Source organism: Acetomicrobium mobile (assembly GCF_937920065.1).
Genome location: NZ_CALETC010000280.1, coordinates 1 through 14485 on the forward strand (window position 1 = coordinate 1; position 14485 = coordinate 14485).

The 14485-nt window shown below is 41.8% G+C and carries 13 protein-coding genes; 5 read left to right on the top strand and 8 right to left on the bottom strand.

Annotation, left to right across the window (positions count from 1 at the left end):
* Positions 1–512, bottom strand: a 512-nt coding sequence (locus Q7P41_RS10375) for a pyridoxal-phosphate dependent enzyme (RefSeq protein WP_303884063.1), incomplete at its 3' end; no start/stop codon positions are given.
* 68 nt (positions 513–580) lie between these two features.
* Entirely contained in the window at positions 581–1786 is a 1206-nt protein-coding gene (locus Q7P41_RS10380; RefSeq protein ID WP_303884065.1) for a YgeY family selenium metabolism-linked hydrolase, read from the bottom strand.
* A gap of 137 nt (positions 1787–1923) precedes the next feature.
* Between Q7P41_RS10380 and Q7P41_RS10385 the strand changes: the two genes are divergently transcribed.
* Entirely contained in the window at positions 1924–2817 is an 894-nt protein-coding gene (locus Q7P41_RS10385; RefSeq protein WP_303884066.1) for a LysR family transcriptional regulator, read from the top strand.
* Between the two features lie 179 nt (positions 2818–2996).
* On the opposite strand, the gene Q7P41_RS10390 is transcribed toward Q7P41_RS10385, so the two are convergent.
* From Q7P41_RS10390 to Q7P41_RS10400, 3 genes are all read right to left on the bottom strand, one after another.
* Complete coding sequence (locus tag Q7P41_RS10390) at positions 2997–4286, bottom strand: TRAP transporter large permease (RefSeq protein ID WP_303884067.1); 1290 nt, start codon at positions 4284–4286, stop codon at positions 2997–2999.
* 59 nt (positions 4287–4345) lie between these two features.
* Positions 4346–4927, bottom strand: a complete 582-nt coding sequence (locus Q7P41_RS10395; protein WP_303884068.1) for a TRAP transporter small permease — start codon at positions 4925–4927, stop codon at positions 4346–4348.
* A 73-nt stretch (positions 4928–5000) separates the two neighbouring features.
* Positions 5001–6041: a DctP family TRAP transporter solute-binding subunit gene (locus Q7P41_RS10400; RefSeq protein ID WP_303884069.1), complete on the bottom strand. Its 1041-nt coding sequence runs from the start codon at positions 6039–6041 to the stop codon at positions 5001–5003.
* 451 nt (positions 6042–6492) lie between these two features.
* On the opposite strand from Q7P41_RS10400, the gene purE reads away from it, so the two are divergent.
* The 3 genes from purE to Q7P41_RS10415 all read left to right on the top strand — a co-directional run bounded on the left by purE (position 6493) and on the right by Q7P41_RS10415 (position 9345).
* Positions 6493–7011: a 5-(carboxyamino)imidazole ribonucleotide mutase gene (gene purE, locus Q7P41_RS10405; protein WP_303884070.1), complete on the top strand. Its 519-nt coding sequence runs from the start codon at positions 6493–6495 to the stop codon at positions 7009–7011.
* Positions 7012–8111: 1100 nt separating this feature from the next.
* Entirely contained in the window at positions 8112–8894 is a 783-nt protein-coding gene (locus tag Q7P41_RS10410) for a class I SAM-dependent methyltransferase (protein ID WP_303884071.1), read from the top strand.
* 142 nt (positions 8895–9036) lie between these two features.
* Positions 9037–9345, top strand: a complete 309-nt coding sequence (locus Q7P41_RS10415) for a hypothetical protein (protein ID WP_303884072.1) — start codon at positions 9037–9039, stop codon at positions 9343–9345.
* 456 nt (positions 9346–9801) lie between these two features.
* On the opposite strand, the gene glyA is transcribed toward Q7P41_RS10415, so the two are convergent.
* Together glyA and Q7P41_RS10425 are read right to left on the bottom strand one after the other, a co-directional pair.
* Positions 9802–11076, bottom strand: a complete 1275-nt coding sequence (gene glyA, locus Q7P41_RS10420; RefSeq protein WP_303884073.1) for a serine hydroxymethyltransferase — start codon at positions 11074–11076, stop codon at positions 9802–9804.
* A 147-nt stretch (positions 11077–11223) separates the two neighbouring features.
* Positions 11224–11430, bottom strand: a complete 207-nt coding sequence (locus Q7P41_RS10425) for an alanine:cation symporter family protein (protein ID WP_303884074.1) — start codon at positions 11428–11430, stop codon at positions 11224–11226.
* Between the two features lie 192 nt (positions 11431–11622).
* Here Q7P41_RS10425 and Q7P41_RS10430 point away from each other — a divergent pair, with 192 nt between their 5' ends.
* Entirely contained in the window at positions 11623–12762 is a 1140-nt protein-coding gene (locus tag Q7P41_RS10430; protein ID WP_303884076.1) for a radical SAM protein, read from the top strand.
* Positions 12763–12995: 233 nt separating this feature from the next.
* Here the strand turns inward: Q7P41_RS10430 and Q7P41_RS10435 are convergent, their stop codons facing one another.
* Positions 12996–14255, bottom strand: coding sequence for an argininosuccinate synthase (locus Q7P41_RS10435; RefSeq protein WP_303884077.1), 1260 nt, complete (start codon positions 14253–14255; stop codon positions 12996–12998).
* Positions 14256–14485 lie beyond the last annotated feature (230 nt).

Sequence of the window (14485 nt, forward strand, 5' to 3'; positions counted from 1 at the left end):
TGAGTCACTTTATTTATGGGAGCTTTTTCCGGGACAAATATGTAGCAATCAAGGTCTCCGACGGCAGCGCATCCTGCCAAAGAACTTGCGGCGTTGCCAGTAGAAGCACATGCTATAGACGTCGCGCCCCTTTCTTTGGCCTTAGCCACACCTATGAAACTTGCCCTATCCTTGAAGGAAGCCGTAGGATTGCTCCCGTCGTCTTTGATCAAAACTTGCTCTACTTTGAGCCTTTTAGCCCAGTAGGCGCTTTCATAAAGCGGCGAACAACCGACTTTGAGGTTCGGGAAAAAGGCCGGGTCGCTTACGGGGAGAAGATCTATGTAGCGGGAGATGCTTCTTTTTTTATTTATAGACAAAGCTTCGGGCGTAAATTTTTGCCTTACTTCTTTGTAGTCGTAGAATACATCTAAGGTACCGTTGGGCCCGCAATCGGGACATGTAAAGACATCGCTTTTGGGGTTAAATTCCCTTCCGCAAAGGACGCATTTCAACTTCTTTACTTGAGCCACTTGAATACCTCCTCTTCAATGTCATTCGCGTTCGATAACAAAGACTGTCAACTAACCGCACACTGTCTTTAAGCCAAAAAAGAAGCAGCTATGGCCATATACCCCTGCGTCGCCTTTATGAGTTGATTGATATTTACGTGTTCATCTTTCGTGTGAGCAAGGTCTTCCTTTGATGGGCCAAAGCTTATTGTTGGGATGCCTTTTATTCCTCCGTAATAAGAGCCATTGGTACCAAAACCAGATTCTGACAAGGAAGGCTCCATCCCAATCGAACACAAGCCAATTACCGCCCTTTTTACGAGCTCTTCGCCCTCCTCGAAAAACCAACCTGGGGCAAAATGTTTGACCTTCAAACGCTTCCCAGTGAAACATTCGACGTAATCCTCGGCAATGGTGACGTCAGCTTGTACATCGGGGTCGATATCCCTGGCAAGTGAGATGAGGCGCGAAATCTCCTCGATGACTTTTCCTTCGGTCTCGCCAACTAAAAGCCTCCTATCGAAGGTGGCCACGCATCTGTCAGGCAAAACACTTGTCCCTAAGGAAGGTGACGTCGCTAAATCGGTGAGGACCAAGATTCCGTCACCAAGAAGGTAATGACGGGGCGGCAAGAAATGCTGTTTTATAAAGGTGATGAGAAAGATCATTTTTTCAGCGGCATTGACTCCAGATAGAGGAAAGGAAGTATGGGCGCTTTTCCCCTGTGCTTTGATGATAAGTTCAGCTCTTCCTCGTTGGCCTCTTTTGATGTTTAAATTTGAGGCCTCTCCGATGACTACGCCGTCTGGCTTAAAAAACTCATACACCTTGGACGAGGCAACGCCTTCGGCCACTTCCTGGTTAACGACGCAAGCGACGACCAGTTCACCCCTTAATGAATCAGAGCACTTTTTAAGCTCGGAGCCCGCGATTATCATCGCGGCCAAACTTGCCTTTGCGTCTACGGCACCTCTGCCGTAGATGCATCCGTTGCTTATGACACCGCCATAGGGGTAGAAGGACCATTCTATGGAGTCTCGGGTATCGACGTGATCCATCTGGGCCTCAAAAAGCAAGCGCTTTCCGCCCAAGCTAAACGTCTGCCTTCCAATGACGTTTCCCATTTCGTCCATGAAGACCTCGTCGTAACCAAGCATCTTAAGGAGGTCTGACAAAAAGTAGGCTATCTTTTCCTCCCTGCCGGATATGCTTGGGATGCCGACAAACTTGGAGCACAACTCGATGATAATTGCAGGCGAAAGTTGGCGCACAATATCCTGAAATGTTTCTCGCATTAGCACAATAACCTCACCATTATGATGATCGTTTATTAATTTTTATTATACCTTAATTCGTTTAAGTAACAATTAATATTTATTTCTGATATACTTTAGGCATAGCTTATAAATTGAACCGACGGAGGTATGGTTACATGACCCTGCAGCAACTTCGAACCTTCCTTGCCGTTTGCGACGAGATGTCCATAACGGGCGCCGCCTCCAAACTTTTTATTACACAATCGGCAGTTAGTCAACAAATAAAGGCGCTTGAAGAGGAATTTGAGGTAAAACTCTTTGATAAAAAGGGTAGACGGTTATGCATCTCTGCCGATGGTAAGATCTTTCGTGAAACAGCAAAGGAGATCATCGAAAAGGCTGATTTGATTACCGAAAAACTGAAAGCCAGCAAAAGTCTGGAGGTCGGAGATTTAAATTTGGCAAGCACTCACCATTTGGCGCAACATCTCCTCATGAAACCGTTGATTGAATATCACAAAAATTACCCAAAGATTGACTTGACGCTACAAACGTTAGACGCAAACGAGATAAAGCGCGCTGTCGAGGCAAAAGACGCGGACATCGGCTTCGTCCCCGATGGAATGGCCATACTTTCGCCACTTCTAAAGCTCTCAAAAATATACGAGGACCGTATGGCCCTGATAGCTTGGCCCGAACATCCATGGAGGGGAAAAGATAAGATCGACCCTTCGGAGCTTGGAGGCATGCCCTTCATATTCGCCTCGACGCCGTCGAACATCAACGAGATCGCCATCGCTTTTTTGAAAAGACATCACATAAACGTCGAAACCCTCATAGATGTTGGCAACATAGATTTGCTCAAGGAGGCGGTAAAGCACCGCGTAGGCCTAGCTTTGACAAACAAACTAGCAATACAAGAAGAGTTAAACCGAGGCGATCTGGCTGAGCTTCCTCTTGCAGGCGTTCACGAATTGAGCTTTAATTTTCTCATGTTGACTCACAAATACGAGGAACCAAGCTATGCCTCATGGGCTTTTCAAAAAATGCTGAAAGAATATTTATTTTAAATAAGAATTGTTGTGAATTGTTTAGGTCAGCGAAGTTTTAGCTTAGATACTTCATCAACTCCATGAAAAAGCACAAAATAAAGATGTTCATGGAAAAATCTTATACAGCTACTTACTGAACATTTTATCTCCCAAAGGGCCGACCGTGAGCTGGTCGGGATAAATTATGTAGTAAAAGGTTAATTTGCAAAACCAAATAACTTTGGCAATAACAAAGTTATACCTGGAATAAACGTGACCATTAAAACCGCTATGTAAACAACTAATATAAATGGAAAAATTTCTTTACTCAGTTGTTCAAGAGTTATCTTGCTTATTCCACAAGCAACGAACAAACACGCCCCAACGGGTGGAGTCATGAGGGCAATGTTTAGAGACAACACCATAATAATTGCAAAATGAATGGGGTGAAATCCTAAGCTAACGGCTAAAGGATGCAATATTGGCCCTAAAATAATCAAAGCAGCCGTTATATCCATAACCATGCCAATAAACAGGAGTAATACTAAGATCATAGATATTATGATCCATTTGTTAGTACTTATGCTTAACATTAGCGTTGCTACTTTTTCAGGAATTTGTTCCATTGTAAGGACCCATCCTAAAATTGTCGCTGTAGCTATGACTAAAAATACTACACCCGTTGTATGAGCCATTTTTATAAACAGTGGCCACATATCTCTTATAGTGATATTTTTATACACAAAACGACCTATGATAAAAGCATAAGCCACAGCTACTGAAGCAGCCTCTGTCGGTGTAAACAACCCGCTCAAGATTCCTCCTAAGATAATGACTGGCATAATAAGAGCAACAGCAGCTTCTTTAAAGGCAATCCATACCTCCTTAATAGTCGCTCTACGAGTTCCTACCGGATAACCGCGCTTTTTCGCAATTCTTGCTGTAAGTATCATTTCTACTGCAGCTATTAATAAACCAGGAATAAAACCTGCCAAAAATAACCCTGCAATGGAAACTTGCATGAAAGCACCATAAATGACCATTATATTTGATGGTGGAATAGTGGGCCCTATAATTGAAGATGCAGCTGTCACTGCTGCCGAAAAGTCTTTATCATATCCTTCTTCTACCATTGCTGGAATTAGCATTGTACCGATCGCAGCTGTGTCACTGACGGCTGCTCCAGTTATTCCGGCAAAGAAAACAGAGGCAACGATGTTAGCATGCGCTAGTCCACCCTGCAAATGGCCTACCAGCACATTGCTGAACTTTACCAATCGAGAAGTTATGCCAGATTTATTCATAATTTCACCAGCCAAAATGAAAAAGGGCATAGCCATCAGGGTAAACATATCTACTCCTGCAAAATAGCGTTGAGGAACCAAGTGCAGCACAGAGGGAATCCCAGTTTTCATCATACCAAATAAGCCTGTTATGCCTAAAACAAAGCCAATAGGCATGCCAACCATAAGAAAAATTACAAATAAAATGGCTATATAACTTGTCACAAAAATCTTCCTTTCTTAATCCTTATCTTAATCCTTAATCTTGATTTATTTTATGGTAATTAAATGTCTAAATTTTCTTCCCTTTTTACAGCATCTATTACTTCCTCAGACATCAATAACTCTTCAACATTTTTTCTTTTAATGTCAAGCAAAATCTTACAAGCTAAAAAAATCATGCAGACAACGGCACTAACAGGAACGGCCATAAGCCACCATTTCATGGTTGTACTTAAAGAGCTTGAAATTTGATATTTACCCTTATTGGCCATTATAAAACCATATTTAGCTAATATATATAAAAAATAGAATATCAACACATTTGAAAATAAAATAATTAATTTCGCAATATTAAGTGGTACTTTTTTTATAATCAGCGTCACTCCAATGTGTTCATGCCGCCATATGCATAGAGCAACAGATAACAATGCCATCCATATCATCAAATACCTTGATAACTCTTCTGTCCAGCCGAGGGGGAACCGAATTATATAGCGGCAAAAAACACCAAGTAAAACGGTGATTGTCATAGCTATCGATAGAATAAAAACTGGAATTGAAACTACACTTTCCAAAGCATTTCCTACTTTAGTTATGGTGTCAAAAAAAGTTCCGCTGCTTTTTATGTCTGTTTTAGTGTTCATTTCATCCCTCCTGACTCAATGGAGAGCAAGACTAATACCTTGCTCTCCATTGAGTCATAATTACTCCCACATCCTACTTCATAGCAGCTTCATCAATTGCTTGTAAAAATTTCTGAGCTAGTGTAATGCCTTCGTCTTTGAATCTATTTTCGATAAATTTCATCATGCCTTCTCTGCCGATGCGCCTAAATTCCTCTAAAGCCTCAGGTGAAGGAGTGTTCACAACCATGCCTGCTTGGATTAAAGCCGGCAAACCCTTATCTGAAGCCTCGATTATTCTGTTAAGACCCCTGCCCGAAACAATCGCCACAGTTGCTGCTCTATCGACTATTTCCTTCTCGTGATCACTTAAAGTATTGTAAAAATCCCTATTCATTACCCAACAATAAGGGCTATACATGTGATTTGTGATCGTTATATATTTTTGAACTTCGTATAGCCTACCTGTAAGAATGATAGGAATAGGATTATGCTGTCCATCGACAACACCTGTCTGCAAGGCTGTATACACTTCTGCCCATGCCACGGGAGTTGGGGCGGCCCCATAAAGTCTCATCAATTCTTCATGTGTAGGAATGGTCATGGTGCGAATTTTTAAACCCTTCATATCTTCCACGCTATTGATAGGCCTTTTGCTATTGGTGATTTGGAAAAACCCACCCGATTCACCGAAGCCAAGCACTTTGTATCCAGTTTTTTCTTCTATATCTTTAGCAAGATACTGTCCAAAGGAACCATCAAAAACTTTCCATGCAACCTCGTAATTGGGCAACGCAAAAGGTATATCCAAGACACTGTAAAGAGGGTAAAATATCGCTATTCCTCCAGCAGAGGCGATATAACTTTGAACTACTCCTAGTTGTACTTGCTCCATGGTCTCCCGTTCATTGCCCAACTGTCCCGCAGGATAAATCTCCACTTTGATAGCACCATTGCTTTCTGATTCAACAATATTTTTAAATACAGCAGACATTGCTGCAGTGGCAACCTCAAATGGTTGTTGAGGATTAAGATGAGACAATTTAATGACCTTTTCTGCCGCAAAAACTGTAGGTGAAACCATTAAAAAAAAACACACCAAAGCAAGAATCGCACATCTTCTTATAACCTTCACGACCTTCATCCTCCTCTTTTTTCTTTCATACTCTTTTTTCTCTTATAATCATTTATAATCATTGAGTTATTATAGTTATTTTTTAAATTTTGAACCCATTAAATATAGTTGAATTTATATGCATCTATGTTAATGGGATTGCTCATTATTCATCATGTATACATAAAATATGAAATATGAATAAATGATAATTTGAAACAGTATTCGATATGCAGAATATCACTCAACTTTTACATTCATCGAACGATCTCTTTATTATGATGATGGGAATATACTCGAATTATATTTTAATATTATGTAAATTACAATTAACATTTATTTCTGATATACTTTAGTCAAAGCTTATGGAACAACAAGGAACTAATGATGACACTGAATATTTGTTTATCTGCCATGTTATAGCACCGTAGATTCATGTGATAGTATTTTAATTCTCTAAGGAGGATACGAAATGAATGGGTCGCTCATTGGAGTAGTGATTGGGTCAAATTCCGACCTGGATCGCCTAAAGGGAGCCTTTGACATCTTAAACGAAATGGGCGTCCCCTTCGAGGTCACCGTGGCTTCGGCACATCGAACCCCAAACGACGCGATAAATTACGCAAAGAACGCAAAGGGCCGCGGCATCAAGGTAATCATCGCTGCTGCCGGTTTGTCTGCCGCTTTACCGGGGGTTTTGGCTGCCCATACTACTCTTCCGGTCATAGGACTTCCATTGGAGGCAGGGCCCTTGAAGGGCGTGGATGCCCTGTTGTCCATCGCTCAGATGCCTCCTGGAGTTCCGGTTGCTACGGTGGGCATAGGCGGAGCGCTTAACGCCGCCCTGCTTGCCATAGAGATGCTTTGCCTGTACGACCGGTCGTTTGAGGATAAGATCCGCGAATATCGGGACAAATCCTCGGAAAAAGTGCTCAAGGCCAGAAAAGATTTGGGCGACCTGCCAACGGCACCAATTGAGGCCTTCTCCTAAATTTAAAATTAAAAGCCCTGTGCTTTAAGCGGAGTATCATAGGGACAAAAAGTGAATCGGCTATAAACTCCCAAGATGGGGCGGACAGATATGGCTATCCACCCCGCTTTTGCCTATCATGAGTTCGAATTTTCGGGTATCGCTTCCGCTTCTCCGGATTGCTACCCCGGCGTGTCCATTAGCCCAATGTCGCGGTAGTAAATCCAGATATCCTGTTCAGCGATGAGGGGACAGTGCCCCGCTTTTCATGCGGTCGGCGTAAAGCCGAACGCTATGCTTGTCCCCCAACAGTAGGTTTTTCACATGCTGCACTGCACCCACATCCTATATGATAATGAATTGAAATGATATTAAATTTTTTAATAATATCATTATCGCACAGACAAAATCTATGATATACAGAGAAGCGCGAAGAGCGGATTTTAACGGAATTCCATTATTGGCAGAAAGGTGAAAGGCATGGTGCAGTATCCACATGTACGGATCTTTTACGGCAGTGATGGTATGGTGTATTTTATGTCATTTGATAACGCGGCCCATAAGGGCCAGTAAGCAGAAAAGCACATTGGGCAGGGATTTATCAACTCTGCTGGACTGGCTTTGAGCGAGTATAGGCTGCAGCCGGATGTGGCAAAAGATATTCCGCTTACGATGGATTACAATCAGGAAATGCTGGACACAGATTTCGATGTGGCGAAATGCTGATGCATAAACATAGCTATGCCTCATTCTTTCTTGCATGGTTGCTCAACAACTTTCTAAATCCCCCATCCACCACAAAGCCGATATTGACGCCAAGAAATTGCAAGGGCTCATCGTTTGCCTGGAGGAATTCGAGTGAATCCTCCAGCTTCAGTATATTTTTCGGGAAGTGGTCCACATGTGCCCGGACAGAGGAAAACCAACTGGACTAAATCATGCCCGTGCGGCAGAGTAAGTTTATGACCTGACATCCAGAGTTCGAGTACGCCGCCTTGATATTCGCCTAAATTTGATCGCGCCTTGAAAATTTGATTGAAAACGGGAGCGTTGCGATATAAAATATAAAACCAATAGCTGTTAAAGAATAAATGATACAATATTGAATTGAGGAGTAAAAAATGGAAAACGAACAAATATCAATTCACGATTTTGACGTAAGCTTAATTTGTGAATTACATATAGGGTTGGAACGGCAAGGACCTGGGAGTCCCGAAATGACTATTAAGGCATTAAGTTTTTTGGACAATCTTGATAAGATTTCACGGGTAGCAGATTTAGGCTGCGGAACTGGTGGACAAACAATGATTCTTGCACAAAATATTAACGGAAATATTACTGGAGTAGATTTTTTTCCTGATTTTATAAATATTTTTAACGATAATGCCAAAAAATTTAATCTCCAAGATAGGGTAAATGGCATTGTTGGCTTAATGGAAAATCTTCCTTTCCAAAAAGAAGAATTTGACCTTATATGGTCTGAAGGGGCTATTGCCAATATTGGTTTTGAAAAAGCTTTGAACTATTGGAAGGATTTCCTCAAAACAGACGGCTATATTGCAGTAACATATGAATCATGGTTTACCGATAAACGCCCTGCTGAAATCGAAAAGTTCTGGGTTGATGCTGTTCCTGAAATTAACACAATAGGGCATAATATTTCAATAATGCAAAAAGCCGGCTATCATTTTGTTGCCGCATTTACATTACCTGAAAAATGCTGGACTGACAATTATTTTATTCCGCGGGAAGCAGCGCAAAAAGCATTATTGAAAAAATACCCTGGGAATAAAACCGTGGAGGCTTTTGTTGCTTGCATGCAACATGAGGCGAAATTGTATTCAAAGTACAAACAGTATTATGGATATGTTTTCTACATCGGTAAAAAAATAAAAATGGTATGATCATTGTATCTTTAAGCTGCAACTGTCTAGCGACTACCGCCAACAATTTGAGCGACGAGGCAGGACAATTAAACGCCCTGCCATATTTTTTGCCTTTTTAGTATGCACCCAAGCTCTATAATCTCTAGTGTGGAAATTTGACATGAAAAATATATTTGCGATAAGAACCAACCATTTAAGAAGGTTGCTCTTACTGCTATGGCCAAGGGTCGTAATTATAAATGCCATCAAACTACTAGGATTGGAAGGTCTAAGGGTATTGGAAGCAATAATAATAGGAGAGGGAGAAGACGTCATTGTAATAAAGGTTCAACCAAAAAGAGGAGGAAACCTCCTGTCCTCATTGCGGCTCAAAGCTTCTTTACGGGCATTGCCATGCAAGACTCAGAAAGGTGCTACATGCTTAATGGTTAATCTGCGCCAAGACGATATCAGGGGGTTACAGAAGTGAAAGTGTAGGCCCTGCGGTCGTACCCTTCACTTTTTAAAGAAGATCCTTCTTTTAAAGGTCAAGGGACATTAAACCTCGACGAACTTTTAAGCAAATACCTAAACCTCAAGGACTTTTACTGGGTTAATGAGAGCTTGAGGAAACACTACAGCCCAAACGACAAAGAGGGAGCTAATAAAATCATAGGTCTAACACTTATATAAATATAAATTAGATGAGATGTATAAGATTAAATTCTAATTTTATATGTATTCATAATTTAAGCGGTCATTCATAACTTTCATTTTTATATTACCGCTCCCTCTTTATCATCGCTCATGTGTTAAAACACCTCATTTCCAAAAGAGTTTGGAAATGAGGTGTTTTCCGTATTCAGTTTGCCTTATGGGGTGGACTTACACCATATCCTTGTGACTTCCCGCCTTAAAGAACAGGGCTTTTGCTGGTTTAATTACTTTAACACCAAGGGTTGCTCAGTTCCGGATAAAGGGGAAAGCGGTGAGCCAACTCTTTTACTTCCTTGCGTACTTTTTCCTTTCCGCTTTCACTGTCGGGATAAGACAACGCCCTGTCTATCAGGTCAGCGACAAGGTCCATCTCCTTTTCCTTCATTCCCCTCGTGGTAAGGGCAGGTGTTCCAATGCGAATTCCGCTTGTCACCATCGGCTTTTCGGGATCAAAGGGTATCATGTTTTTGTTGACGGTTATCCCTACGCTTTCTAAGACCTTTTCAGCTTCCTTGCCGGTGATCTTCTTGCTTCGCAGGTCCACCAGCATCATGTGATTATCGGTACCACCGGATACGAGCCTAAAGCCTCTCTCAATCAACCCGTTGGCCAGTGATTTGGCATTGGCAACTATCTGTTTGGCGTATTCCTTAAACTCCGGTTGCATGGCCAACTTAAAGCATACTGCCTTAGCCGCTATCACGTGCATGAAAGGACCGCCTTGAGTGCCGGGGAAAACCGTTCTGTCAAGTTGAGTGGCATACTTTTCTTTACATAAAATTAAAGCGCCCCTTGGCCCGCGTAAGGTTTTATGTGTAGTAGTCGTTACAAAATCAGCGTAAGGAACCGGGCTTGGGTGTGCGCCACCGGCGACAAGCCCGGCGATGTGAGCCATGTCAACCATCAAAACTGCACCGACATCATGAGCAATCTTTTGGAAGCGTTCGAAATCGATAAACCTGGGGTAAGCACTAGCTCCAGCGACTATTACTTTAGGTTTATGTTCTTTAGCAAGGGCCTCAACGGAATCGTAATCTATCGTTTCAGTGTCAGGTTTAAGGCCGTAGGGCACGATCTTATACCACCTGCCGGTAAAGTTCAAAGGATGCCCGTGAGAAAGGTGTCCGCCTTGGTCCAGGTTCATGGCTAAAAGCGTGTCTCCCGGCTCCATCACAGAAAAATAAACAGCCATATTAGCTTGAGTGCCTGAGTGAGGTTGGACATTGGCATGTTCGCCACTAAAAAGTTCACATGCTCTTTTTATGGCTAGTTCTTCTATGTTTTCTACAAATTCACATCCACCGTAATATTTTTTATAAGGATAACCCTCAGCATATTTATTTGTAAGCACAGAGCCCTGGGCTTGAAGGACGGCTAAAGAAACGAAGTTCTCCGACGCTATAAGCTCTAAACCATCGCGTTGTCTGGCCAGTTCACCTTCCATCATCCCGTTAACTTCGGGATCCGCTTGAGATATCGATGAAATTAGGCTTTTTTCAATCATTCTTTCTCCTCCTTATGAAGGCTGTTACGCTGTCCCTAATGGACAGCGATGTACACCTTATGTATTATTTTAGAAGTTTATTTCTTAAGAAGCAAATCAAAATAACTATCGTTATATTGTAGATAAACCTAATGCTATATTTATAAATTACCCTTGTGAGTCACATTGCCCGGGATAAAAGCATAGCAGCAAAATGCTCTGAAAAAGTTTTTTAATGCATATCGGATCAATAACAGAGCATACACAAAACCCTAACGTACCCAGGTGTTTTACCCTTACGGTTACATGTGCATTAGGAGTAGTTCCCATGCCAGCCTCATTGGAGAATAGCCCTCTGCAACTCCGTATGACCAAAAACAGATCATTATCTTTTTCTTTTGATATACTTATGACATGAGCGATTATACATCTGTCTTACACAATTTAGAACATAAAAGGGTATTAGGAATCAATCCACCCGTTTTTGACTTTGCTTTCTTTGACTTCTGGGCCAAGCCATTAGGATTGTTGTACCTATTAGAATTTCTGAGAGAGCATCATAATAAAGTGACGCTTCTTGATTGTGTTTATGAAGGGCGCAGCAAATCAAAAGGTTTTGGGCGTTATAAAACAATCAGAAGACAAATAGACAAACCTCTAGTTTATAAACGTATCCCAAGAAAATTTTATCATTATGGGATAACAAAAGAGTCCTTCGTGGATAAGCTTTCTCGAACGGAGCGCCCCGACTTAATACTTATCACTTCAGGCATGACCTATTGGTACTTGGGCGTAAAATGGTGTATAGATATATTAAGAAATTTATTTTCAAGCACTCCTCCTATATTGTTAGGTGGAATTTATGCTCAACTTTGTCCGGATCATGCCCACACTCTTGGAGCAGATGGCGTTCAAACAGTTCCCCTTTCCATCGATTATTTTTATCCGGCTCTAGATCTATATGAAGCTCCAAACTATGGGATAACGATGACTTCGATAGGATGTCCTTTGTCATGTAAATACTGTGCGTCAAAAAAACTATGGTCTACATATAAACGACGCCCATTAACAGATGCTTTAGAGGAGATAGCCTTTCAAGAAAATATTCCTACCGTCAAAGATATTGCTTTTTACGACGACGCTTTATTGATCAACAAAGAAAGTCATTTTTATCATCTGTGCCTAGAATTACAAAAGAAACACCCTCATTTGCGCTACCATACCCCAAATGGGCTTCATGTAAGGGAAATAGACGAGACTTGTGCACGTTACTTATATGAAACTGGTTTTAAAACAATACGCCTCAGCCTTGAAGGTAATGATCCTGCAATACAAAAAGCTAGTTCTGGTAAGGTACATGAGATTCAATACGCTAAGGCTGTAAGAAATTTGCTTAGAGCCGGTTATTCCTTAAGTGATATAGAAACATATATTTTAGTCGGGTTGCCAGGGCAATCATGCGAAAGCGTCCAAAAGTCAATCAAATTTGTTAAATCCTCAGGGGCCACTGTAAAATTAGCAGAATATTCGCCTATTCCCGGAACGCCGATGTTCGAAGAGTGTGCCCAACGTTTGCCAATCCTAAAGGAAGAACCATTGTATCACAATAACACGGCATATTGCGGATACATCTCACAAGATATCACTGCCGAAGATTTACAGTCATTAAAAGACCTCGCTAATAATTTTAATGACAAAACAAGGTAACGCCACTGATATAATTTCTTGGCGTTACCTTGTTTTATATATGATCAAAATTCTAATTCAATACCCTCTTGCTCATTGATGGCTCATCTCATGTTTTTAGACTGTAATATTCAAGTGCATATTATGTTGTCCCTTCTCCTTTAACAGCAATCATGATCTCTTCCCTGTTAACAAATTATAAGAATTATATGATTAATATCCTTCTTGTATCAGTTGCCGTGAAAGCCATCGATTTAATATTTAGAATTAATGGTCTCTTTGTCGAGCACTACTGAATTCTCGTATCCATCCTCCTTCTTAGCGAATCCGTGAACTTGCTTCCAGGTTATGATGGGTAGCCCCCATATGTTTATAAAACCAACCGCTGAAGAATGATCGAAGGTATCTCCCGAAGAATAGGTGGCAAGGTCGTTCACGTACAGGGAATTGGGAGATTTGAGGCCAACCACTACGCTTTGTCCTTTGTACAGCCTTACCCTCACGACTCCGTTAACGACCTTCTGCGCCTGATTGAAGAAGGCATCCAAGGCTTCCCTTAACGGCGAAAACCAATAGCCGACGTAAGCTAGCTCGGCATACTTCAATTCCAGATCGGCTTTAACGGCTATTAGGTCCTTTGCTAGTGTCATCTTCTCAAGGGCTTTTTTAGCTTGGAGTAATACGACAGGTGCAGGGCATTCGTACACTTCTCGGCTCTTGAAACCAACTAACCTGTCTTCTATCATATCTATGCGCCCAACTCCGTGTTTTCCCGCAATCTCGTTCAACCTTGCAATGAGACTTACACCGTCCATTTCTATGCCGTTTAAAGCTATTGGCAAGCCTCCTTTAAACGCTATTTCTATATATTCCGGATCATTAGGCGTGTTCCATGGATCAGCGGTAATGGTAAAAGCGTCAGAGGGCGGTTCGGTCCAAGGATCTTCCAATGGACCACATTCAATAGAACGACCCCATAGATTCTCGTCGATACTGTATGGGCTTTTCTTCGTAACGGGTATTGGAATTCCATGCTCTTTAGCGTAATCTATTTCATCATCGCGAGAAAAATGCCAATCCCTTACTGGAGCAAAGACCTTCAAATCGGGTTTCAGCGCCCTAGCGCATATCTCTATACGGACCTGATCTTGCCCCTTGCCTGTACAGCCATGAGCTACAGCTACTGCCCCTTCTGCATCCGCAATCTTTGCAAGGTATTTTGATATCAGTGGTCTGGAAAGAGCTGATGTCAAAGGGTATGTCCCCTGATACATGGCATTTGCCTTCAACGCAGGCCAAACGAAGTCGTGCACAAACTCGTCTTTTAAATCCATGACGCATGCATTGCAAGCGCCAATAAACAAAGCCCTTTCCTTGCAAGCTTCCAAATCTACCGTCTGACCTACATCGGCAGTGAAAGTTACTACATCATACCCTTGATCCATAAGCCATTTTATGGCCACTGAAGTATCAAGACCACCACTATAAGCTAAAACCACCTTACCTTTATACATCACAATTCCTCCCTATTTTAGTTTAGAAAGATATTCATAATAAATAAAAAAAGCCCGTCCCCTTTAGGGACGAGCTTTAATTCACCCGCGGTACCACCCTATTTGGCTAGAGCTTATCGAGCTCTACCCTCTTACCGGCCTTTTTCGAAGGTCACCCGAGTTCCTACTTGGCTTAAACCTTTCTTCGGAACTGGCTCAGGGGCTCTCTTCGGTCCGGCTTCACTCGAGGA

What these genes read in the sequence shown, in the direction of transcription:
- Q7P41_RS10380 (WP_303884065.1), bottom strand. Translation starts at nt 1,786, where the DNA reads ATGCGAGAAACATTTCAGGATATTGTGCGCCAACTTTCGCCTGCAATT.
- Q7P41_RS10385 (WP_303884066.1), top strand. Translation starts at nt 1,924, where the DNA reads ATGACCCTGCAGCAACTTCGAACCTTCCTTGCCGTTTGCGACGAGATG.
- Q7P41_RS10395 (WP_303884068.1), bottom strand. Translation starts at nt 4,927, where the DNA reads ATGAACACTAAAACAGACATAAAAAGCAGCGGAACTTTTTTTGACACC.
- purE (WP_303884070.1), top strand. Translation starts at nt 6,493, where the DNA reads ATGAATGGGTCGCTCATTGGAGTAGTGATTGGGTCAAATTCCGACCTG.
- Q7P41_RS10410 (WP_303884071.1), top strand. Translation starts at nt 8,112, where the DNA reads ATGGAAAACGAACAAATATCAATTCACGATTTTGACGTAAGCTTAATT.
- Q7P41_RS10415 (WP_303884072.1), top strand. Translation starts at nt 9,037, where the DNA reads ATGAAAAATATATTTGCGATAAGAACCAACCATTTAAGAAGGTTGCTC.
- glyA (WP_303884073.1), bottom strand. Translation starts at nt 11,076, where the DNA reads ATGATTGAAAAAAGCCTAATTTCATCGATATCTCAAGCGGATCCCGAA.
- Q7P41_RS10435 (WP_303884077.1), bottom strand. Translation starts at nt 14,255, where the DNA reads ATGTATAAAGGTAAGGTGGTTTTAGCTTATAGTGGTGGTCTTGATACT.